This window comes from Phaeobacter sp. QD34_24, assembly GCF_028890115.1.
Taxonomy (GTDB): domain Bacteria; phylum Pseudomonadota; class Alphaproteobacteria; order Rhodobacterales; family Rhodobacteraceae; genus Phycobacter.
The window spans coordinates 272,365-289,927 of record NZ_JARCJD010000001.1 but is presented as its reverse complement, the minus strand read 5'-3'; the positions used below and the strand labels follow the sequence as shown (position 1 = coordinate 289,927).

21 protein-coding genes and 1 tRNA gene are annotated in these 17,563 nt (G+C 62.3%); 8 read left to right on the top strand and 14 right to left on the bottom strand.

Features of this window, described 5'->3' with window-relative positions; genetic code table 11:
* Positions 1 to 9: 9 nt before the first annotated feature.
* From PXK07_RS01345 to PXK07_RS01320, 6 genes are all read right to left on the bottom strand, one after another.
* Positions 10 to 642 carry a glutathione S-transferase family protein gene (locus tag PXK07_RS01345; RefSeq protein ID WP_274846383.1) on the bottom strand — a complete coding sequence of 211 codons (633 nt, stop codon included), beginning with the start codon at positions 640 to 642 and terminating at the stop codon, positions 10 to 12.
* 30 nt (positions 643 to 672) lie between these two features.
* A complete protein-coding gene (locus tag PXK07_RS01340; protein WP_274846382.1) occupies positions 673 to 1,824 on the bottom strand; it encodes an acyl-CoA dehydrogenase family protein in 1,152 nt (383 codons plus the stop codon).
* 33 nt (positions 1,825 to 1,857) lie between these two features.
* Complete coding sequence (locus tag PXK07_RS01335) at positions 1,858 to 2,070, bottom strand: hypothetical protein (RefSeq protein ID WP_274846381.1); 213 nt, start codon at positions 2,068 to 2,070, stop codon at positions 1,858 to 1,860.
* Positions 2,071 to 2,141: 71 nt separating this feature from the next.
* Complete coding sequence (locus PXK07_RS01330; protein ID WP_274846380.1) at positions 2,142 to 3,923, bottom strand: acyl-CoA dehydrogenase C-terminal domain-containing protein; 1,782 nt, start codon at positions 3,921 to 3,923, stop codon at positions 2,142 to 2,144.
* 76 nt (positions 3,924 to 3,999) lie between these two features.
* Positions 4,000 to 4,401, bottom strand: a complete 402-nt coding sequence (locus PXK07_RS01325) for a MerR family transcriptional regulator (RefSeq protein ID WP_274846445.1) — start codon at positions 4,399 to 4,401, stop codon at positions 4,000 to 4,002.
* A gap of 332 nt (positions 4,402 to 4,733) precedes the next feature.
* A complete protein-coding gene (locus PXK07_RS01320; protein ID WP_274846379.1) occupies positions 4,734 to 5,102 on the bottom strand; it encodes a MerR family transcriptional regulator in 369 nt (122 codons plus the stop codon).
* Positions 5,103 to 5,272: 170 nt separating this feature from the next.
* Here PXK07_RS01320 and PXK07_RS01315 point away from each other — a divergent pair, with 170 nt between their 5' ends.
* The 3 genes from PXK07_RS01315 to PXK07_RS01305 are packed head-to-tail and all read left to right on the top strand — an operon-like array spanning position 5,273 to position 7,546.
* Positions 5,273 to 5,695: a PaaI family thioesterase gene (locus PXK07_RS01315; RefSeq protein ID WP_274846378.1), complete on the top strand. Its 423-nt coding sequence runs from the start codon at positions 5,273 to 5,275 to the stop codon at positions 5,693 to 5,695.
* The gene (locus PXK07_RS01310; RefSeq protein ID WP_274846377.1) at positions 5,692 to 6,210 is read left to right on the top strand and encodes a PaaI family thioesterase; all 519 of its coding nucleotides are present in this window, start codon (positions 5,692 to 5,694) and stop codon (positions 6,208 to 6,210) included. Before PXK07_RS01315 ends, PXK07_RS01310 begins: the two co-directional genes overlap by 4 nt.
* 13 nt (positions 6,211 to 6,223) lie before the next feature.
* Positions 6,224 to 7,546 carry an MATE family efflux transporter gene (locus PXK07_RS01305; protein WP_274846376.1) on the top strand — a complete coding sequence of 441 codons (1,323 nt, stop codon included), beginning with the start codon at positions 6,224 to 6,226 and terminating at the stop codon, positions 7,544 to 7,546.
* Between the two features lie 6 nt (positions 7,547 to 7,552).
* On the opposite strand, the gene arsC is transcribed toward PXK07_RS01305, so the two are convergent.
* Genes arsC through PXK07_RS01285 form a run of 4 tightly spaced genes read right to left on the bottom strand, consistent with a single transcriptional unit; the run spans position 7,553 to position 9,712 of the window.
* Positions 7,553 to 7,894, bottom strand: coding sequence for an arsenate reductase (glutaredoxin) (arsC, locus tag PXK07_RS01300; protein WP_274846375.1), 342 nt, complete (start codon positions 7,892 to 7,894; stop codon positions 7,553 to 7,555).
* Positions 7,891 to 8,949 carry a quinone-dependent dihydroorotate dehydrogenase gene (locus tag PXK07_RS01295; RefSeq protein WP_274846374.1) on the bottom strand — a complete coding sequence of 353 codons (1,059 nt, stop codon included), beginning with the start codon at positions 8,947 to 8,949 and terminating at the stop codon, positions 7,891 to 7,893. Before PXK07_RS01295 ends, arsC begins: the two co-directional genes overlap by 4 nt.
* Entirely contained in the window at positions 8,946 to 9,377 is a 432-nt protein-coding gene (locus PXK07_RS01290; protein WP_274846373.1) for a DUF1330 domain-containing protein, read from the bottom strand. The genes PXK07_RS01295 and PXK07_RS01290 overlap by 4 nt, the downstream gene beginning before the upstream one ends.
* Complete coding sequence (locus PXK07_RS01285; RefSeq protein ID WP_274846372.1) at positions 9,374 to 9,712, bottom strand: DUF952 domain-containing protein; 339 nt, start codon at positions 9,710 to 9,712, stop codon at positions 9,374 to 9,376. Before PXK07_RS01285 ends, PXK07_RS01290 begins: the two co-directional genes overlap by 4 nt.
* A gap of 162 nt (positions 9,713 to 9,874) precedes the next feature.
* Here PXK07_RS01285 and PXK07_RS01280 point away from each other — a divergent pair, with 162 nt between their 5' ends.
* Positions 9,875 to 11,452 carry a bifunctional metallophosphatase/5'-nucleotidase gene (locus PXK07_RS01280; RefSeq protein ID WP_274846371.1) on the top strand — a complete coding sequence of 526 codons (1,578 nt, stop codon included), beginning with the start codon at positions 9,875 to 9,877 and terminating at the stop codon, positions 11,450 to 11,452.
* Positions 11,453 to 11,586: 134 nt separating this feature from the next.
* On the opposite strand, the gene PXK07_RS01275 is transcribed toward PXK07_RS01280, so the two are convergent.
* Positions 11,587 to 11,662, bottom strand: a tRNA-Ile gene (locus tag PXK07_RS01275).
* A gap of 187 nt (positions 11,663 to 11,849) precedes the next feature.
* Between PXK07_RS01275 and purM the strand changes: the two genes are divergently transcribed.
* The 3 genes from purM (at position 11,850) to rnd (ending at position 14,730) form a co-directional block, all read left to right on the top strand.
* Positions 11,850 to 12,896, top strand: coding sequence for a phosphoribosylformylglycinamidine cyclo-ligase (gene purM / locus PXK07_RS01270; protein WP_274846370.1), 1,047 nt, complete (start codon positions 11,850 to 11,852; stop codon positions 12,894 to 12,896).
* A complete protein-coding gene (gene purN / locus PXK07_RS01265) occupies positions 12,893 to 13,489 on the top strand; it encodes a phosphoribosylglycinamide formyltransferase (RefSeq protein WP_274846369.1) in 597 nt (198 codons plus the stop codon). The genes purM and purN overlap by 4 nt, the downstream gene beginning before the upstream one ends.
* An 83-nt stretch (positions 13,490 to 13,572) precedes the next feature.
* Entirely contained in the window at positions 13,573 to 14,730 is a 1,158-nt protein-coding gene (gene rnd / locus PXK07_RS01260) for a ribonuclease D (protein WP_274846368.1), read from the top strand.
* A 126-nt stretch (positions 14,731 to 14,856) separates the two neighbouring features.
* On the opposite strand, the gene PXK07_RS01255 is transcribed toward rnd, so the two are convergent.
* Positions 14,857 to 15,366: a hypothetical protein gene (locus tag PXK07_RS01255; RefSeq protein WP_274846367.1), complete on the bottom strand. Its 510-nt coding sequence runs from the start codon at positions 15,364 to 15,366 to the stop codon at positions 14,857 to 14,859.
* Between the two features lie 134 nt (positions 15,367 to 15,500).
* On the opposite strand from PXK07_RS01255, the gene PXK07_RS01250 reads away from it, so the two are divergent.
* A complete protein-coding gene (locus PXK07_RS01250) occupies positions 15,501 to 15,914 on the top strand; it encodes a SufE family protein (RefSeq protein WP_274846366.1) in 414 nt (137 codons plus the stop codon).
* A gap of 167 nt (positions 15,915 to 16,081) precedes the next feature.
* Here PXK07_RS01250 and PXK07_RS01245 read toward each other — a convergent pair whose 3' ends face one another.
* Together PXK07_RS01245 and PXK07_RS01240 are read right to left on the bottom strand one after the other, a co-directional pair.
* Positions 16,082 to 16,807 (bottom strand): DUF1638 domain-containing protein, encoded by a 726-nt coding sequence (locus PXK07_RS01245; protein ID WP_274846365.1) that lies wholly within the window; start codon positions 16,805 to 16,807, stop codon positions 16,082 to 16,084.
* 1 nt (position 16,808) lies between these two features.
* Positions 16,809 to 17,510, bottom strand: coding sequence for a corrinoid protein (locus tag PXK07_RS01240; protein ID WP_274846364.1), 702 nt, complete (start codon positions 17,508 to 17,510; stop codon positions 16,809 to 16,811).
* Positions 17,511 to 17,563: the final 53 nt, after the last annotated feature.

The following is a 17,563-nucleotide window of genomic DNA, read 5'->3' as shown; positions in this document are numbered from 1 at the left end:
TGAGTCTCCTCAAGCTCGGTCCGACGGGTTGCCGGGCATCAGATCATAGGGGTGTTTCCAGCCGGGCGTTTCGCTGAGGCGCGTCAGCCAGGCGTCGATATGGGGCCATTCGGCGCGGTCAAAGCCGAAGGGTTCGGGGTAGTATAGGTAGCCGCAGCAGGAGAGATCCGCATTGGTGATCCCGTCGCCGACGATCCACTCGCGCCCCTCAAGATGGGCGTTCAGCGTCGCATAGGCTGCCTTGAGCCGCCCTTGCATGAAGCCGATCACCTGGGCGGGGCGTTTGTCTTCGGGCAGGAAGTTCATCAGGAAGCGGGTCATGCCCGCCTGGCTCGAGAGTTTGTGGTTGTCCCACAGAACCCAGCGCAGCACCTCGTATTTGTCTTCCGGCGCGCCGCCAAATTTGCCAGATTTATCAGTGATATATTGCTGGATGGCGCCCGATTGCGTCAGGCGCAGGTCGCCGTCTTCCATCACCGGCGCTTCGCCCATCACGTTCATCTCGCGAAATTCCGGGCTACGGTTCACCCCGGCGAAGAAATCGACGAAAACAGGCTCCCACTCAAGGCCCGACAGCTCCAGCGCCAGCGCGGCCTTGTAGGCGTTCCCGCTTTCGCCAAAGCAATGCAGTTTGATGGTCATCTCTCAAATCCTCCCAAGGAATATCGCAGGTCAAAGGCTCCGCGAGATCAGTTCCTTCATGATCTCGTTGGTGCCACCGTAGATCCGCTGAACACGGGCGTCAGCCCACATTTCCGCGACCGCATATTCCTGCATGAAGCCATAGCCGCCGTGCATCTGCACGCATTCGTCCAGCACTTCGCCCTGGGTGTCGGTGGTCCAGTATTTCGCCATCGCGGCCTTCTCGACCGTCAGCTTGCCCTGCAGGTGTTCGACCATGCATTCATCAAGGAAGGCGCGCGCCACCTTGGTCTTGGTCAAGCATTCCACCAGTTTGAAACGGGTGTTCTGGAACTGGGTCAGCGGGCCGCCAAAGGCTTCGCGTTCCTTGCAATAGGCGATGGTGCGCTCTACCGCGCCTTCCATGGCGCCGACCGCACCGCAGGCGATGATCAGACGTTCCTGCGGCAGCTGCTGCATCATCTGGTAGAAGCCCTTGCCCTCTTCCTGGCCCAGGATGTTTTCCGGCGGGATCTCTACGTTGTCGAAGAACAGTTCCGATGTGTCGGCGGCATGCAGGCCCACCTTTTCCAGGTTGCGCCCGCGCTGGAAGCCCTCGGCGCCATCGGTTTCAAGCGCCACCAGCGACACGCCTTTGGAGCCCAGCGACGGGTCGGTCTTCGCAGCCACAAGGATCAGGTTGGCGTGCTGACCATTGGTGATAAAGGTCTTCTGGCCCGACAGGCGGTAGGCATTGCCGTCGCGAATCGCCTTCGTCTTGATCCGCTGCACGTCCGAGCCGGTCGAAGGTTCGGTCATCGCCAGCGCGCCGACCAGTTCGCCGGTGACCATCTTCGGCAGCCAGCGCTTCTTCTGCTCTTCGGTGCCATATTCCAGGATGTAATGGCCGACGATGCCGGAATGGATGCCATGACCCCAGCTGGCGAGGTTGGCGCGGCTGCCTTCGATCAGGATCGCGGCCTCATGACCGAAATCGCCGCCCGCACCGCCGTATTCCTCGGGGATGGAGGGGCAGAGCAGGCCCAGCTCTCCGGCCTGGTTCCAGGTCTCGCGGTCCATCATCCCCTGTTTGCGCCATTTCTCGTATTTGGGCATCCATTCATTGGTGATGAACTGCGCCGTCATGTCGGCCAGCATCTGGTGTTCGTCGGTCATCCAGGCGGAACGGGTTTCTGTGCTCATGTCTCTCCCTTTCGCCGCGTTTTTTTGGCGCAGCTATCTTTTTCTGTCGTCCAGCGCGCTGTTGAACAGGCGCAGCCGGTGGGTCAGGTTTTCCGTGTCGGTGACGCTGTCGAAATTCTCGAACAGAAAGGACAGCGCCTCTCCCTCGTCCAGGCCCGCCTCGGAGGCAAAGCGTTTCAGCCGACGGTAGCCGTCCTCGGTCATGGCGACCGGAAAGCGGCGGGTCAGGCGGAACCGTTTTGGCATCTCGTGATGCTCCTTTGGGCCGGGTTCAGGGCGGAACGGGGCGCCGCCAAACAGGGCGCCCCGGCTTTGGATCAGAAGTTTGCCGCGTCCAGGGCCATCACCGTGTCGGCACCGCTTTCGATGCGCGCCAGGTGCAGCTTGGTGGCAGGCAGACGCCGCGCCATGTAGTAGCGGCCGGTGGTCAGCTTTGTCTCATAGAACGCCGCGTCATCGGTGCCCGCATCCAGTGCGGCCTGCGCCGCCTTGCCCATCTCGGCCCACATCAGGCCCAGGCAGACATGGCCGAACATGTGCATGAAGTCATAGGATCCGGCCAGCGCATTGTTGGGGTTCTTCATGCCGTTTTGCATGAAGTACATCCCCGCGGCCTGCAGATCCTTCGAGGCGGCCTTAAGAGGCTCGATGAAATCCTTGGCGTAAGCCTCGGAAATACCAGCGTTGTCCTTGCAGAAGCTCTTCACCAGTTCGAAGAAGGCCATGACGTGCTTGCCGCCGTCCTGCGCCAGCTTGCGGCCCACCAGATCCAGCGCCTGAACGCCGTTGGCACCTTCATAGATCTGCGCGATCCGGGCGTCGCGGGTGTACTGGCTCATGCCGTGTTCTTCGATATAGCCGTGGCCGCCATAGACCTGCTGCGCCTTCACGGTCATGTCGTAGCCTTCATCCGTGAGGAAGCCCTTGATCACGGGGGTCAGCAGCGAGACCAGGCCGTCGGCATCCTTGTCACCTTCGCGATGCGCCTTGTCGATCATGGAGGCGCCCCACAGAAGGAAGGCGCGGCCCCCTTCGACAAAGCTTTTCTGATCCATCAGGCTGCGGCGGATATCGGGGTGCACGATCAGCGGATCGGCGGGGCCATCGGGGTTCTTCACACCGGTGACATCGCGGCCCTGCAGGCGGTCCTTGGCGTATTCCACCGCGTTCTGATAGGCGGCTTCGGCCTGGGCGACACCCTGCATGCCGACGCCCAGACGGGCCTCGTTCATCATGGTGAACATGGCGCGCATGCCCTTGTGCTCGGTGCCCAGAAGGTAACCGGTGGCCTCGTCATAGTTCATCACGCAGGTGGAGTTGCCGTGGATGCCCATCTTCTTTTCGATGTTGCCGACGGAGACACCGTTGCGTTCACCGACCGAGCCGTCTTCGTTGACGATGAACTTCGGCACGATGAACAGGCTGACGCCCTTGATGCCTTCGGGGCCGCCGGGGATCTTGGCCAGAACCAGGTGGATCACGTTATCGGACATGTCGTGATCACCGGCCGAGATGAAGATTTTCTGACCCGAGACCTTGTAGCTGCCATCTGCCTGCGGTTCCGCCTTGGTGCGCATCAGGCCGAGGTCGGTACCGCAATGCGGTTCGGTCAGGTTCATGGTGCCGGTCCATTCGCAAGACACCATCTTGGGCAGGTAGGTGTCTTTCTGCGCGTCCGTGCCATGGGCCAGGATCGCCGAGGCGGCGCCATGGGTCAGGCCCTGGTACATCACGAAGGCCTGGTTCGCCGAGGAGAACATCTCGCCCACGGCGGTGCCCATGACGTAGGGCATGTTCTGCCCGCCATATGCTTCGGGCATGTCGAGGCCGGTCCAGCCGCCTTCCTTCACCTGTTCAAAGGCTTCCTTGAAACCGGTCGGCGTATAGACGACGCCGTTTTCCAGGCGGCAGCCTTCGGTGTCGCCCACCACGTTCAGCGGGTGCAGCACTTCGGAGCTGATCTTGCCGGCCTCTTCCAGAATGGCGGCGGTAAAGTCGCGCTCCAGCTCATCATAGCCCGGCGTGGTCGCCGCGGAGACGTTCAAGACATCGTGCAGGATGAACTGGGTGTCCTTGGTGGGAGCGTTGTAAACGGGCATCTTTGTCCTCGTCCTGTTTCATTCGTTGTGTGTGCAAGATCCCCCGAAGGGCAGGAGATCCGGGGAAGGGGCCGGGTTATTCGGCGGCCTCCTGTTCGGATTTCATCGAGGCGATGACACTTTCGCCCCATTTCAGCTGGTCTTTCAGATCATCGATCGCTTCATTCAGCTCATCGCGCTGGCGTTCCATGTCGGCAAGCCGGTCGCAGGCGACATCATAGGTGCGCGACAGCTGGGTGAGCTGCTGATCGCCAATGTGGTAGAGATCCAGAAGCTGACGGATTTCCTCAAGGCTGAAGCCAAAGCGCTTGCCGCGCAGGATCAGTTTCAGCCGCGCGCCATCGCGTTTGGTGAACAGGCGTTTCTGGCCGTCGCGGATCGGGAACAGCAGTTCCTTGGCCTCGTAGAACCGCAGGGTGCGCGGAGTCACGTCGTGCTCGTCGCACATCTGGCGGATGGATTTTGTCTCTTCGATCATCGTCTCGGTCATCGTCGTCACTCTTGACTGCTTTCGTGCATCCCAAAGTTGAACAGCTGATGGGGGTTTTACAACAACTTCTTGACGTTTACGTAAGCTGTACGCTGCGTCACTTGTAGGTCTGACGTAGCGAGAGCCATTTATGACGTGGCGTTCAAGAATGACGCAGCGCAGAAAAAGTGGGGGAAAACGGCCCTTGCAGCCGCGTTTTGCGCCGATCCCATCGGGATATGCGGCGAATCCGGACGGGGCGCCAAGGCGCCTGCGGTTTGCACCGCGCGCGATCAGGGGCCACCCTGTGGCGGCGGATCCCTAGTCCAAAAGGACTGCGATCAATCGATCAGGGAGAGGGTCGTTTTGCGCAGGTCGACCAGTTCACCCATCGCCTCGTCCAGCTGTTCGCGCTGCTTTTGCAACTCGATCATCTGCCGGTCGGCCATCTCCACAAAGGCTTTCATCTGGGCCTGATCGCCCTCGTTTTCATAGATAAGCAGCCATTGGCGGATCTCTTCCAGCTGAAACCCGAACCGCCGTCCCCGCTGGATCAGCTTCATCCGGGCGCGTTCCCGCGCGCCGTAAAACCGCGAACGTCCTTCGCGGTCGGGCTGCAACAGCTCGATGTATTCGTAGTAGCGCAGAGTGCGCGGCGTCACGTCGAACGCTGCGCACATTTCCTTGAATGACAATCTGGCTTCGGTCATCCACATTCTCCCTTGGGCGCGAACCTATGCAACTGCGGCAAACAGTGCAAGCACCCGGGCGGGCAGAGATTGCAGACGTGACGGCGCCCCGGCTGCGGGGTTGCGCTTTGGCGCGGGCAGGGTCAAGGTTGCAACTAGGAAAGACCAAACAGATCAAAGGGAACGCCCCTATGGCGGACAAGACCATGCTGGCGCGCCAGTTTATCGAAGCGATCCCCCATGCTCGCGAATTGGGTATGGTGCTGACGGAAATCGGCGATGGGATGGCCGAGATCACCATGGCCTATGACGAGAAACTGATCGGGGATCCCGAGACGGGTGTCATTCATGGCGGCGCGGTTTCGGCTGTCATGGATACCTGCTGCGGTGCGGCGGTGATGAGCCATCCGTCGGCGCCGGGGGGGACCGCCACCATCGATCTGCGCATCGATTACATGCGTGCCGCAACGCCTGGGCAGACCATCACCACCCGTGCCACCTGCCACCACATCACCCGCAATGTCGCCTTTGTGCGCGCTGTCGCGATGGATGAAGATAGCGACCGCCCCGTGGCCACCGCCTCGGGCGCCTTTACAGTGGAGAAAGGGTTTTGAAACGATCCCGTCCCGAACCCGTTCAAGTGGTCAAGCAACGCCGGGATGCCGCCCTTGCGGCCCTGGTCGAGTCTGTTCCCTATATCCGCTTCCTGAACATCACCTTCGACCGGCGCGGGGATGAGCTGACCTCGGTGCTGCATTTCGACGACAAGCTGATCGGAAACCCGTTTTTGCCGGCCATTCACGGCGGGGTCACGGCAGCCTTTCTTGAGGTGACCTCGGTGATCACGCTGAACTGGTCGCACCTGTGGCCAAAGATCGAATCCGGGGAACTCGACCCCGAGGATCTGGCGGCCGGGAAAATCCCGCGCCAGCCCAAGACCATCGACTTCACCGTGGATTACCTGCGCTCTGGCCTGCCGCGCGATGCCTATGCGCGCGCAACCGTGAACCGGGCCGGGCGCCGCTATGCCTCGGTGCATGTGGAGGCCTGGCAGGATCACAAGGACCGTCTGTTCGCCCAGGCCACCGGACATTTCCTGATCCCGCAGGACCCGGCGTCCAAGGCCTGATCTGGGGGAGCCCATGAGCGGAGCCGCCGAGGCGCCCATCACCCACGCAAGGGTGCTGAAGATCGCCGTTCCCATCGTGCTGTCGAATGTGACCGTGCCGATCCTGGGGGCGGTCGATACCGGTGTTGTCGGCCAGATGGGGCAGGCGGCCCCCATCGGCGCTGTCGGCATCGGCGCCGTGATCCTGGCGACGGTCTATTGGATCTTCGGCTTTCTGCGCATGGGAACCACCGGCCTTGCCGCCCAGGCGCGCGGCGCCGGGGATATGGCCGAGACTGGCGCATTGCTGATGCGAGGGCTGATCCTGGCCGGTCTGGCGGGCGCGGTCTTCATCCTGTTTCAATCGGCGCTGTTCTGGGGCGCCTTTGCCCTGGCCCCGGCCAGCGCCGAGGTCGAAACGCTGGCGCGGGACTACCTGACCATCCGCATCTGGGGGGCGCCCGCGACCATTGCGCTTTATGCCATCACCGGCTGGCTGATCGCTATGGAGCGCACCCGGGGCGTGTTCATCCTGCAGATCTGGATGAACGGGCTCAATATCCTGTTGGATCTGTGGTTCGTCTTGGGCCTTGGCTGGGGTGTGGAAGGCGTTGCGGCCGCGACCCTGATCGCCGAATGGAGCGGGCTTGCCCTGGGCCTGTGGCTGTGCCGCGATGCCTTTGGCGGCAATCAATGGCGGGATTGGGCGCGGGTGTTCGACCCCGTGCGCCTGCGCCGCATGTTGCAGGTCAATGGCGACATCATGGTGCGTTCCGTCTTGCTGACCGGATCCTTCACCACCTTTCTGTTCATCGGTGCGGACCTTGGCGATGTGCAGCTGGCGGCCAATCAGGTGCTGTTGCAGTTCCTGGAGATCACCGCCTTTGCCCTGGATGGCTTTGCCTTTTCGGCCGAGGCGTTGGTGGGCGGTGCCGTGGGCGCAAAAAGCCGCGCGCATATGCGTCGGGCGGCCTGGATGGCCTCCTCTTGGGCCATCGGTGCCGCCGGTCTTCTGTCGCTGGGGTTCTACATTGGGGGCGGCATGATCATCGACCTGATGACCACCTCGCCCGAGGTGCGCGCGGCGGCGCGATTGTTCCTTATATGGGCGGCGCTGGCGCCGATTCTGAGCGTCGCCAGCTACATGCTGGACGGGGTCTATATCGGCGCCACATGGACGCGGGACATGCGCATCGCGATGATCCAGTCGGTGACGCTCTATGTGATCTCGCTGCTGGTACTGGTGCCGCTCTTTGGCAATCACGGGCTTTGGGCGGCGCTGATGGTGCTGAATATGGCGCGCGCGGTGACACTGGCGCGGCGCTATCCCCGCTTGGAAGCGGGAATAGCTGCATAAGCCCCCTTAGAGCAGGGTTTCTATCGCCTCGGTCGGTCGCCCAATCACCGCACGCGTGTCTTTGATGGCGATGGGGCGTTCGATCAGGATCGGATGGTCTGCCATCGCCGCGAACAGAACCGGGGCGCTGCTGTCCTTGGTCAGGCCCAGCTCCTTGAAGGTCTTCTCGCCGCGGCGCATCATATCGATCACTGGTACGCCCAGGGCCGCGTGGACCGCCTTGATCTCGTCGAAGTTAGGCGCGTCTTTCAGGTATAGCCGAACCTGCACCTCTGCACCGCGCTCTTCCAATAGGGCCAGGCCCGCGCGGGATTTCGAACAGCGGGGATTGTGCCAATAGGTGATCACAGCCAGTCCTTTCTCTTGCTGCCGACGGCCTGTGCGACGGTGTCGAACCCATCGCGGTCCAGAAGCTGATCCAGCCCATGGGCAATCTCGCCGGCCAGCGACAACCCGCCATAGACCATCGCGGTATAAAGCTGCACCGCCGAGGCGCCCGCGCAGATCTTGGCATAGGCCTGTTCTGCGGTTGAAATACCGCCAACGCCGATCAGCGGCACCCGATCCTGCAACAGATCCGAAAGCTGCGCCAGAACGCGGGTGGAGCGGTCAAACAGCGGCGCGCCGGACAGGCCACCGGCCTCCCCCTTGTGGGCACTTTTCAGCCCCTCGCGCGACAGGGTGGTATTGGTGGCGATCACCGCGTCGATCCCGCTTTCCAGGGCGACGGCGGCGATATCCTCGATCCCTTCGCGGTCCAGGTCAGGGGCGATCTTCAGGAAGACGGGCACGCGGCGCTCCAGGTCATCACGGGTGTCAATCACCCCCGCCAGCAGCGCGGATAGCGCCGCCTTGCCCTGCAGATCCCTCAGTTTCTCGGTATTGGGGGAGGAGACATTGACGGTGGCGAAATCCAGATGCGCGCCGCAATGGGCCAGAACCCGGGCAAAATCGGCGGCGCGGTCGTCGCTGTCCTTGTTGGCGCCTAGGTTCAGCCCAATCACAGCATCGCGCGGACGCTGTGCCAGCCGTGCGCCGATCGCTTCCATGCCTTCATTGTTGAAGCCAAAGCGGTTGATGGCGGCGCGATCCTCAGTCAGGCGGAACAGGCGCGGTTTCGGGTTGCCGGGCTGCGGGCGGGGCGTTGCGGCGCCCACTTCGATAAAGCCAAACCCGGCGCGTGACAGGGGGCGCAGCGCTTCGGCATTCTTGTCGAACCCGGCGGCCAAGCCAACGGGATTGGGAAGAGCGATCCCCGCCAGGGTAGTTTTCAGGCGGGATGAGGTCACCGGGCCGGGCGTCGGCGTCAGACCCGCCTGCAGTGCCTTGATCGACAGCCCGTGGGCCACCTCGGGGTCGACGCGATGCAGGGCGGCGAGGGCCAGTTTTTCCGTCAGCTTCATCCGAAGGTCGCTCCGCCTTGTGCCGGGCTGGTGCGGATCAGGCGCGAGGTCGCGACCGCGGCCTGCCGGTGCACCACCGCCTTGCGGTAATCGGGATCCGTGACCATTTCCAGAAACGCATGGGCGGTCGGGTAGCGGGCGATGAACATCTCGTCCCAGGTCTCATCCGCGGGGCCGATCAGCGTTGTCTGCCAATTGCCGCGCCAGATGATGCTGGCGCCGAGGCGGGCGATGATCGGTCCGGTTTCGCGGCCATAGTTGGCGTAGGCCTGCGCCCCTGTCAGGCCCGCTTCAGCCAAGGCATGATCAGCCGGGTAGGCGGCCTGGTCGCGGAACTTCACCAGATTCAGCATCTCGATGGGCTGATCGCGATCCAGCGCCTTGAAGGCCTCGAATTGGGCCCGCTCCGGGTCAATATAGTGGCTCATGTCATCTCCTGTGGGAACTGATGCAGGCCCTCCACCAGCGGCAGCGGTTTGCTCCAGACGACCTCATCCAGCGTCATTTCACGGTAAAGGTGCGGGAACTTTGCGCCGCCGCGGGAGACCTCCCATTTCAGCGCATCGCCCAGGGCATCCGCATCCAGCGCCAGAAGGACTAGCCCCTCGGCGCCGGCGAAATGCTTGGCTGCAGTCTCGGCTGCCTGCTCTGCGGTGGAGAAATGAATATAGCCATCGGTGAGATCGATCGGCGCGCCACGGGTCTTGCCCGAAGCCTGGAATGCGGACCATTCGTCCGCCCGGAAGATTTTGTAGATCAGCATTTCTGTCTGATGCCCCGCGGGCCCGGTGGAATCAAGCCCGGAATATGGGCGCCCCATGCAGAGGCTGCCCTTAGGAAACCCGGTCTGGTTGTTATTCCCCTTTGACTGGCGTGCCATTTGGTCGCACCATTAGCCATACTAATACATCAGGGAGTTCCTTTCATGATTTCACGTTTTCTAGGCAGCATCGCGGTGCTGGGTCTGACTGCGGGCATGGCTGCGGCGGATTACAAGCTGACCATCCTGCACACCAACGACTTTCATTCCCGGTTTGAGCCGATCAGCAAGTATGACAGCGGCTGCCGCGAGGGGGACAATGCAGAGGGCAAGTGCTTTGGCGGTTCTGCCCGTCTGGTGAGCGCGATTGCCGAGGCACGCAGCCGCACCAACAATTCGATCCTGGTGGATGGCGGCGACCAGTTCCAGGGCTCGCTGTTCTATACCTATTACAAGGGCAAGGCCGCGGCCGAAATGATGAACAAGATGGGCTATGACGGCATGACGGTCGGCAACCATGAGTTCGACGATGGCCCCGAGGTTCTCCGCGGTTTCATGGATGCGGTGGGTTTTCCGGTGCTGATGTCCAATGCCGATGTCAGCCAGGAGCCCGCGCTTGCCGATGTTCTGAAGAAATCCACCGTGATCGAGCGCGGCGGAGAGAGGATCGGCCTGATCGGCCTCACCCCGGAAGATACCCATGAACTGGCCAGCCCCGGCAAGAACATCACCTTCTCCGATCCGGTTGCCGCCGTGCAGGCCGAGGTGGACCGGCTGACCGCCGAGGGCGTGAACAAGATCATCGTACTGAGCCACTCCGGCTATGGCGTGGATCAGCAGGTCGCCGCCCAGACCAGCGGCGTGGATGTGATCGTCGGCGGCCATACCAACACCTACCTGTCGAATGTATCCGACCGGGCGGCGGGTCCGTACCCGACCATGGTGAATGGCGTCGCCATCGTGCAGGCCTATGCCTATGGCAAGTTCCTGGGCGAGTTGAACGTGACCTTCGATGATGCGGGCAACCTTGTGGAGGCCTCGGGCGAGCCGCTGATCATGGATGGCAATGTGGTCGAGGATGAAGCCACCGTGGCCCGTATCGCCGAACTGGCACAGCCCCTGGACGAGATCCGCAACAAGGTGGTGGCCGAAGCCGCCGCCGCGGTTGAGGGCGACCGCACCATCTGCCGCGTTCAGGAATGCCAGATGGGCAACCTCGTGGCCGATGCGATGCTGGCCCGGGTCAAGGACCAGGGCGTTCAGATCGCCATCGCCAACTCGGGCGGGATTCGTGCCAGCCTTGAGCCGGGCGAGGTCACGATGGGTGAAGTGCTGACGATTCTGCCGTTCCAGAATACCCTTTCAACTTTTGAAATCAGCGGTCAGGATCTGATTGCGGCGCTCGAAAACGGTGTCAGCCAGGTGGAAGAGGTCAAGGGCCGCTTCCCACAGGTGGCCGGTCTGAAGTTCACCTGGGACGCGTCGGTGGCGCCGAACGAAGGCCGGGTCCAGGAGGTTCTGGTTGACATGGGCGACGGGTTCACGCCGGTCGATCCGGCGAAGACCTATCTTGTTGTGACCAACAACTACGTGCGCAATGGCGGCGATGGCTACAAGGTCTTCGCGGGTGATGACAAGAACGCCTATGACTACGGGCCGGACCTTGCGGATGTGCTGGCGGAGTATCTGGCAGCGCAGGGTCCCTACACCCCCTATACCGACGGGCGTATCGCGCAGAAATAAGCGGATCGTTCAAGAACACGCTACGCGCGGCACCCGTGCCGCGCGTTTCTCGTTGCCACCCGCTATCGTGCCGTTGCATCGGAGCGGGGGAATGGGCGCAAGAGAGTAGGGCCAGGGGCATGAGGCGGTGAATCTGGTAGGCCCGGCAGGATTCGAACCTGCAACCAAAGCGTTATGAGCGCTCTGCTCTAACCGTTGAGCTACAGGCCCGCCATTAGGTTTGGTTAGGCAATGGGTCGGCAGAGGTCAAGCGGTGATTTATGACGCTGTGCCAAGCCGATGAGGCCCCGAGGGGCAGCCGGTCGAACTGGGCGTGCGCAGAGGTCGCGCAATCCCTTGTTCCCTTCCGAAGCGCCTTGCGTTAAAGGCTGCGCAACACTTCCAAAGGAGCCAGGCGATGAGTAGCGGCAAGAACGGTTTGACCTATGCGGATGCAGGTGTGGACATCGATGCGGGCAATGCATTGGTGGACCGGATCAAACCGGCGGCAAAACGCACCAACCGTCCCGGTGTGATGAGCGGCCTGGGCGGCTTTGGCGCGCTCTTTGATCTCAAGGCGGCCGGATACAGCGATCCCATCCTGGTTGGCGCCACCGATGGCGTCGGCACCAAGCTGCGCATTGCCATCGACACCGGCGTGGTGGATGGCGTCGGCATCGACCTGGTCGCCATGTGCGTGAACGACCTAGTGTGCCAGGGCGCCGAGCCGCTGTTTTTCCTCGACTATTTCGCCACCGGCAAGCTGGAGACCGAAACTGCGGCCCGCATTATCGAAGGCATTGCCGAGGGCTGTGTGCGCTCTGGCTGCGCGCTGATCGGTGGTGAGACCGCCGAAATGCCCGGCATGTACCCCGAGGGCGATTTCGATCTGGCCGGTTTCGCGGTTGGCGCGATGGAGCGGGGCACGGCCTTGCCCGAGGGCGTCGCGGAGGGCGATGTGCTTCTGGGGCTGGCCTCGGATGGCGTGCATTCCAACGGTTATTCTCTGGTGCGCAAGCTGGTCGAACTCTCCGGCCTGGGCTGGGAGGCTGACTGTCCGTTCTCTGATGGGACACTGGGCGAGGCGCTGCTGACACCGACTCGCCTTTATGTGAAACAGTGCCTGGCCGCGGTGCGGGCAGGGGGCGTTCATGCGCTGGCCCATATCACCGGCGGCGGGTTGACCGAGAACCTGCCGCGCGTCCTGCCCGAGGGGCTGGGCGCCGATATCGATCTCGACAGCTGGGATCTGCCACCCGTGTTCAAGTGGATGGCGGAAACTGGCGGTATCGCCGAGGCTGAGATGCTGAAGACCTTCAACTGCGGCATCGGCATGATCCTGTCGGTTTCTGCCGACCAGGCCGATGCCCTGACCGAGGTGCTGCAAGACGAAGGTGAGACCGTGACGCGCCTTGGTACTGTGACCGCGGGCGCAGGCATGCGCTATTCGGGCAAGCTGCTGTGAGCCACAAGAAGGTTGCCATCCTGATTTCGGGCGGCGGCTCCAACATGGTGTCGCTGGTCGAGAGCATGACCGGGGATCACCCGGCCCGTCCCTGTCTGGTCCTGTCCAACAATGCCGATGCGGGCGGGCTGAAAAAGGCTGCAGCCGCGGGAATTGCGACCGCGGTTGTGGATCATCGCCCCTTCAAGGGCGATCGCGAGGCCTTCGAGTCGGAGCTGGTGAAGCCGATCCTTGAGGCGGGCGCCGATATCGTCTGCCTGGCGGGGTTCATGCGGGTGCTGACGGCGGGGTTCGTGTCGCAGTTTCAGGGCCGGATGCTGAATATCCACCCCTCCCTGCTGCCCAAATACAAAGGGCTGCACACCCATGCGCGGGCGCTGGAGGCTGGCGACGCGGAACATGGCTGCACGGTTCACGAGGTGACGCCTGCGCTGGATGATGGTCCCATCTTGGGCCAGGCGCGGGTGCCGATCCTGGCGGGGGACACGCCTGACGATCTGGCGGCGCGGGTGCTGGTCAAGGAACACCTGCTTTATCCGGCGGTGCTGCGTCGTTACGCAGCTGGCGACCGCACGCCGATCCTGATGGACTGATCCGCCGGGCATCAATTGCATTGCCCGATGCAAGGGCGTATCACCATCTGAAACGCCCGAAAGAACAAGAAAAGCCGCGACCGATGAAAACACTCACCACCACCGAAGAATTGACCGCCTTTTGTCAGGAGGCCGCCAATCACCCCTATGTGACGGTGGATACCGAGTTTCTGCGCGAGCGGACCTATTATTCCAAACTCTGCCTGATTCAGCTGGCCTTTGCCGGCAATGGGCAGGACGATGCGGTGCTGGTGGATCCCCTGGTTGAGGGCTTGTCGCTGGAGCCTCTTTACGAGCTGTTTCGCAACGAGGACGTGGTCAAGGTGTTCCATGCGGCCCGGCAGGATCTTGAGATCTTCTGGGTCGATGCGGGCGTCTTCCCCAAGCCGCTGTTTGACACGCAGGTGGCGGCCATGGTCTGCGGCTTTGGCGAGCAGGTGGGCTATGAGACCCTGGTGCGCAAGATCGTCAAGCAGGGCGTCGACAAGACCTCGCGCTTTACCGATTGGTCGCGCCGTCCTCTGAGTGATGCACAAAAGACCTATGCGCTGGCGGATGTGACCCACCTGCGCCGAATCTATGAACATCTGGCCGCAGAGCTGGACCGCTCGGGGCGCAGCCATTGGGTGGCAGAGGAACTGCAGGTGCTGACCGATCCCGCCACCTATGACATTCGCCCCGAAGAGGCCTGGCGCCGGGTCAAGACCCGCACGACTTCGGGTAAATTCCTGGCAGTGGTCCGGGAGTTGGCCGCCTTTCGCGAAGATCACGCGCAGCGCAACAACGTGCCGCGCAACCGGGTATTCAAGGATGATGCGCTGGTCGAACTGGCCTCGACCAAGCCGCGCACCGGCGCCGATCTGGGCGGCTCGCGCCTGCTGTTGCGCGAGGCCCGCAAGGGCGCCATTGCCGAGGGAATTCTGGAGGCGGTGGCGCGGGGCATCAATTGCCCGCCCGAACAACACCCCAAGCCCGACCGCAGCCGCGAGAAGCTGCAGGTCAACCCGGCTCTGGCGGATCTGCTGCGGGTATTGTTGAAGGCAAAAACCGAAAGCTCCGGGGTGGCAGCCAAGCTGATTGCCCCCAGCGCCGATCTGGACGCCATTGCCGGTGGGCAGCGCGATGTTCCGGCTCTGAGCGGGTGGCGGCGCGAAGTCTTTGGCGCAGATGCGCTGCGCCTGTGCGAGGGAGAGATCGCCCTGGCCGCGCAGGGGCAGAGCGTGAAGGTTGTCACGCTCTGATAATGGGGTCTCGTCGCGGTCACTTGTGGCCGCCGACGATGGTCTGATGCAATGTAACGCGCGACCGCGTCACTCTGCGCCAAAAGTCCAGAGGGTTTTGCCAAGAAATTCGCGTTCTGGCCACGCTTAGCGGCGGCGGCTTTCGCGGGCGTTGGTTGCACCGTTCACGCGGATCAGACGGACGCCGGCCAAGTCGCTGTTGGAATGGCTGGCCGCGGCGCGCAGCGTGCGGCTGAAGGTACTTCCTGCAGGGGTGCCTGCGATCGGATAGACAACCCGGAAATCATATTCCAGCACCGAAGGATCATCGTTTTCAACGGGGCGAAGCTCAACATCGAAGGCGCCCTGACGCGCGGCAACGCCAGTGGCGTAGATGATCGCGCCCGTGGGGGTCCTTTCGATCCTTAGCTCGCTCACCTCGGCAACCAGAGTGCTGCGATCCTCGGCCTTGGGTTTGTCGAAAATACCCAGACGGGTTTTTTGGGGGATCAGCGGATTGGCATCGCTTGAACTGGGCGCCTCTACCGTCCTGGAAGAGCCGAACCAGTTCGAAGGGTTGATGCGGGAATCACGCCAGCCGCCGCAGCCTGCCAGAACGATTGCACCGGCCAAGAGTAGTGAAAGGGGTTTGCGCATGATGTCCGCCCGTTTGAATTCTCCCTGTTTGTGGTTACCCCATTGCTGTCCCGTTGAAAAGCGGTTGAAAAGGCTCTTCGGGCGGCATAGGTGCTGAGCTGCCCGAAGAGCAACCAGACAGGGGTATCGTATCCATGGCCAGTCCCGCATTCGAAGAGATCGTCGAGGATTTCGAATTCCTGGAGGATTGGGAAGATCGCTATCGCCATGTGATTGACCAGGGCAAGGCAATGGCGCCGCTGGATGAGGCCTTCAAGGTGCCTGCCACCAAGGTTGACGGCTGCGCCAGCCAGGTCTGGCTGCATCCCAAGATCGAGGGCGGTGTCTTTCATTTCGATGGCGAGAGCGATGCGATGATCGTGCGCGGGCTGATCGCGGTGCTGCGCGCGCTTTACAACGGGTTGACGCTGGCAGAGGTACTGGCGGTGGATGCAAAATCCGAACTGGGGCGGTTGGGTCTGAACGATCACCTGTCGGCGCAGAGGTCAAACGGCCTGCGCGCCATGATCGAACGCATTCGAGAAACCGCCGCCGAGGCGCAGACTTGAGCCCCTCAAGGGCCAAGCTCTCCACTACCGCATATCTGTGCACGGTTAGCCCAAAAGACAGGCGGCAGGGGGCTCCCGCGCCTGAAAGCGCGCTGTCGCACGCAGTACAGCCTTGGGCCGGGCGCTGCGCAGGGCGCAGCGCGGTTGCGCCAGTTCGACCGGTGGACCTAGGCCGTGGCGCCTTCACCCGCCCAACGGGTGAGCGTGGTTTCAAGCTCCCCGTAGCCCGTATGACGATGCACGAAATCGAGCCCCATGCGCGCGGCGCAGTCCTGGGCCTTGGCCAGCAGGGCGGGATCGTTCACCTGTGACTGGTAGACAATAGTGGTGTAATTGCCAAAGATCATGTCGCGCAGCTCGGGGGCGCGGTCGAGGCCCATGGGGCGCCAGACAAAGGCGTCGAACTGCTTGACCAGGAAATCGGTCAGGTAGAAGGCGGTGATCTCTCCTGCCTCGGCCTGGGCGGCAAAGCGATCATTGCCTTCGAAGAAGGCATAGCAATGCGGGCCGGGCACCAGTTCGACGTTAAGCCTTTCGCAGAGCCGCGCCAGCGCGCCGCCGGTGCCGCAATCGGCATAGACCACGTAGATCCTGTCGTAGCTCTGGCGATGCTTGAGAACGGCATCCTCGACCGCATCGACGATCTGGTCGGGATAGAGATGCAGCTTGGCGGGCAGGCAGGTCAGATCCATGTGATCCAGACCGTTTTTTTCCTTGATGTCCAGAATTTCCCGGGCCAGGGCGCCGCAGCCGATCAACAGGATCCGGCCGGTCTTCTTCTCTGGTGCAGCGAGGCCCTGTTCCGCTAGAGAGGAGGTGTCCAGGCTGCGCCCGGAGGGGGGGACGAAGGCAGCCCGCTCTGTCAGGCGGGCTGCGCGTCCTTTGCGTGCCAAATCAGGCGCTCATCTGGTTGTGCTTGCGCGCCACGTACTCTTTGGCGGTCTCCACCGCGACGGCCGCATCGCGGCAATAGGCGTCCGCCCCGATGGCCTTGCCGAACTCTTCGTTCAGCGGTGCGCCACCGACCAGAACGATATAGTCGTCGCGTTTGCCCTGTTCGATCATCGTGTCGATCACCACCTTCATATAGGGCATTGTGGTGGTCAGCAGTGCCGACATGCCAAGGATGTCCGGCTTGTGCTCTTCCAGGGCCTCCAGGTAGCTTTCGACCGGGTTGTTGATGCCCAGATCCACCACCTCGAAACCGGCGCCTTCCATCATCATCGACACCAGGTTCTTGCCGATATCGTGGATGTCGCCCTTCACCGTGCCGATCACCATGGAGCCCATGCGTGGTGCGCCCGTCTCGGCCAGAAGCGGTTTCAGGATGGCCATGCCGCCCTTCATCGCGTTGGCAGCCAGCAGCACCTCGGGCACGAACAGGATGCCATCGCGGAAATCGGCGCCGACGATGGTCATGCCGCCGACCAATGCCTCGGTCAGGATCTTGTAGGGGGCCCAGCCGCGCTCCAGCAGGATATTCACACCCTCCTCGATCTCTTCCTTCATTCCATCGTAGAGATCGTCGAACATCTGCTGAACGAGTTCTTCGTCGTCCAGTTCCGCCAGGATGATTTCGTCTTCTTCGTCCGACATGACTCTGTTCCTTGACTGGCGGGGTAACCCCGGCTTGACCTTCTTTCCCGACT

What these genes read in the sequence shown, in the direction of transcription:
- PXK07_RS01345 (WP_274846383.1), bottom strand. Translation starts at nt 642, where the DNA reads ATGACCATCAAACTGCATTGCTTTGGCGAAAGCGGGAACGCCTACAAG.
- PXK07_RS01340 (WP_274846382.1), bottom strand. Translation starts at nt 1,824, where the DNA reads ATGAGCACAGAAACCCGTTCCGCCTGGATGACCGACGAACACCAGATG.
- PXK07_RS01335 (WP_274846381.1), bottom strand. Translation starts at nt 2,070, where the DNA reads ATGCCAAAACGGTTCCGCCTGACCCGCCGCTTTCCGGTCGCCATGACC.
- PXK07_RS01330 (WP_274846380.1), bottom strand. Translation starts at nt 3,923, where the DNA reads ATGCCCGTTTACAACGCTCCCACCAAGGACACCCAGTTCATCCTGCAC.
- PXK07_RS01325 (WP_274846445.1), bottom strand. Translation starts at nt 4,401, where the DNA reads ATGATCGAAGAGACAAAATCCATCCGCCAGATGTGCGACGAGCACGAC.
- PXK07_RS01320 (WP_274846379.1), bottom strand. Translation starts at nt 5,102, where the DNA reads ATGACCGAAGCCAGATTGTCATTCAAGGAAATGTGCGCAGCGTTCGAC.
- PXK07_RS01315 (WP_274846378.1), top strand. Translation starts at nt 5,273, where the DNA reads ATGGCGGACAAGACCATGCTGGCGCGCCAGTTTATCGAAGCGATCCCC.
- PXK07_RS01305 (WP_274846376.1), top strand. Translation starts at nt 6,224, where the DNA reads ATGAGCGGAGCCGCCGAGGCGCCCATCACCCACGCAAGGGTGCTGAAG.
- PXK07_RS01295 (WP_274846374.1), bottom strand. Translation starts at nt 8,949, where the DNA reads ATGAAGCTGACGGAAAAACTGGCCCTCGCCGCCCTGCATCGCGTCGAC.
- PXK07_RS01290 (WP_274846373.1), bottom strand. Translation starts at nt 9,377, where the DNA reads ATGAGCCACTATATTGACCCGGAGCGGGCCCAATTCGAGGCCTTCAAG.
- PXK07_RS01285 (WP_274846372.1), bottom strand. Translation starts at nt 9,712, where the DNA reads ATGCTGATCTACAAAATCTTCCGGGCGGACGAATGGTCCGCATTCCAG.
- PXK07_RS01280 (WP_274846371.1), top strand. Translation starts at nt 9,875, where the DNA reads ATGATTTCACGTTTTCTAGGCAGCATCGCGGTGCTGGGTCTGACTGCG.
- purM (WP_274846370.1), top strand. Translation starts at nt 11,850, where the DNA reads ATGAGTAGCGGCAAGAACGGTTTGACCTATGCGGATGCAGGTGTGGAC.
- rnd (WP_274846368.1), top strand. Translation starts at nt 13,573, where the DNA reads ATGAAAACACTCACCACCACCGAAGAATTGACCGCCTTTTGTCAGGAG.
- PXK07_RS01255 (WP_274846367.1), bottom strand. Translation starts at nt 15,366, where the DNA reads ATGCGCAAACCCCTTTCACTACTCTTGGCCGGTGCAATCGTTCTGGCA.
- PXK07_RS01250 (WP_274846366.1), top strand. Translation starts at nt 15,501, where the DNA reads ATGGCCAGTCCCGCATTCGAAGAGATCGTCGAGGATTTCGAATTCCTG.
- PXK07_RS01240 (WP_274846364.1), bottom strand. Translation starts at nt 17,510, where the DNA reads ATGTCGGACGAAGAAGACGAAATCATCCTGGCGGAACTGGACGACGAA.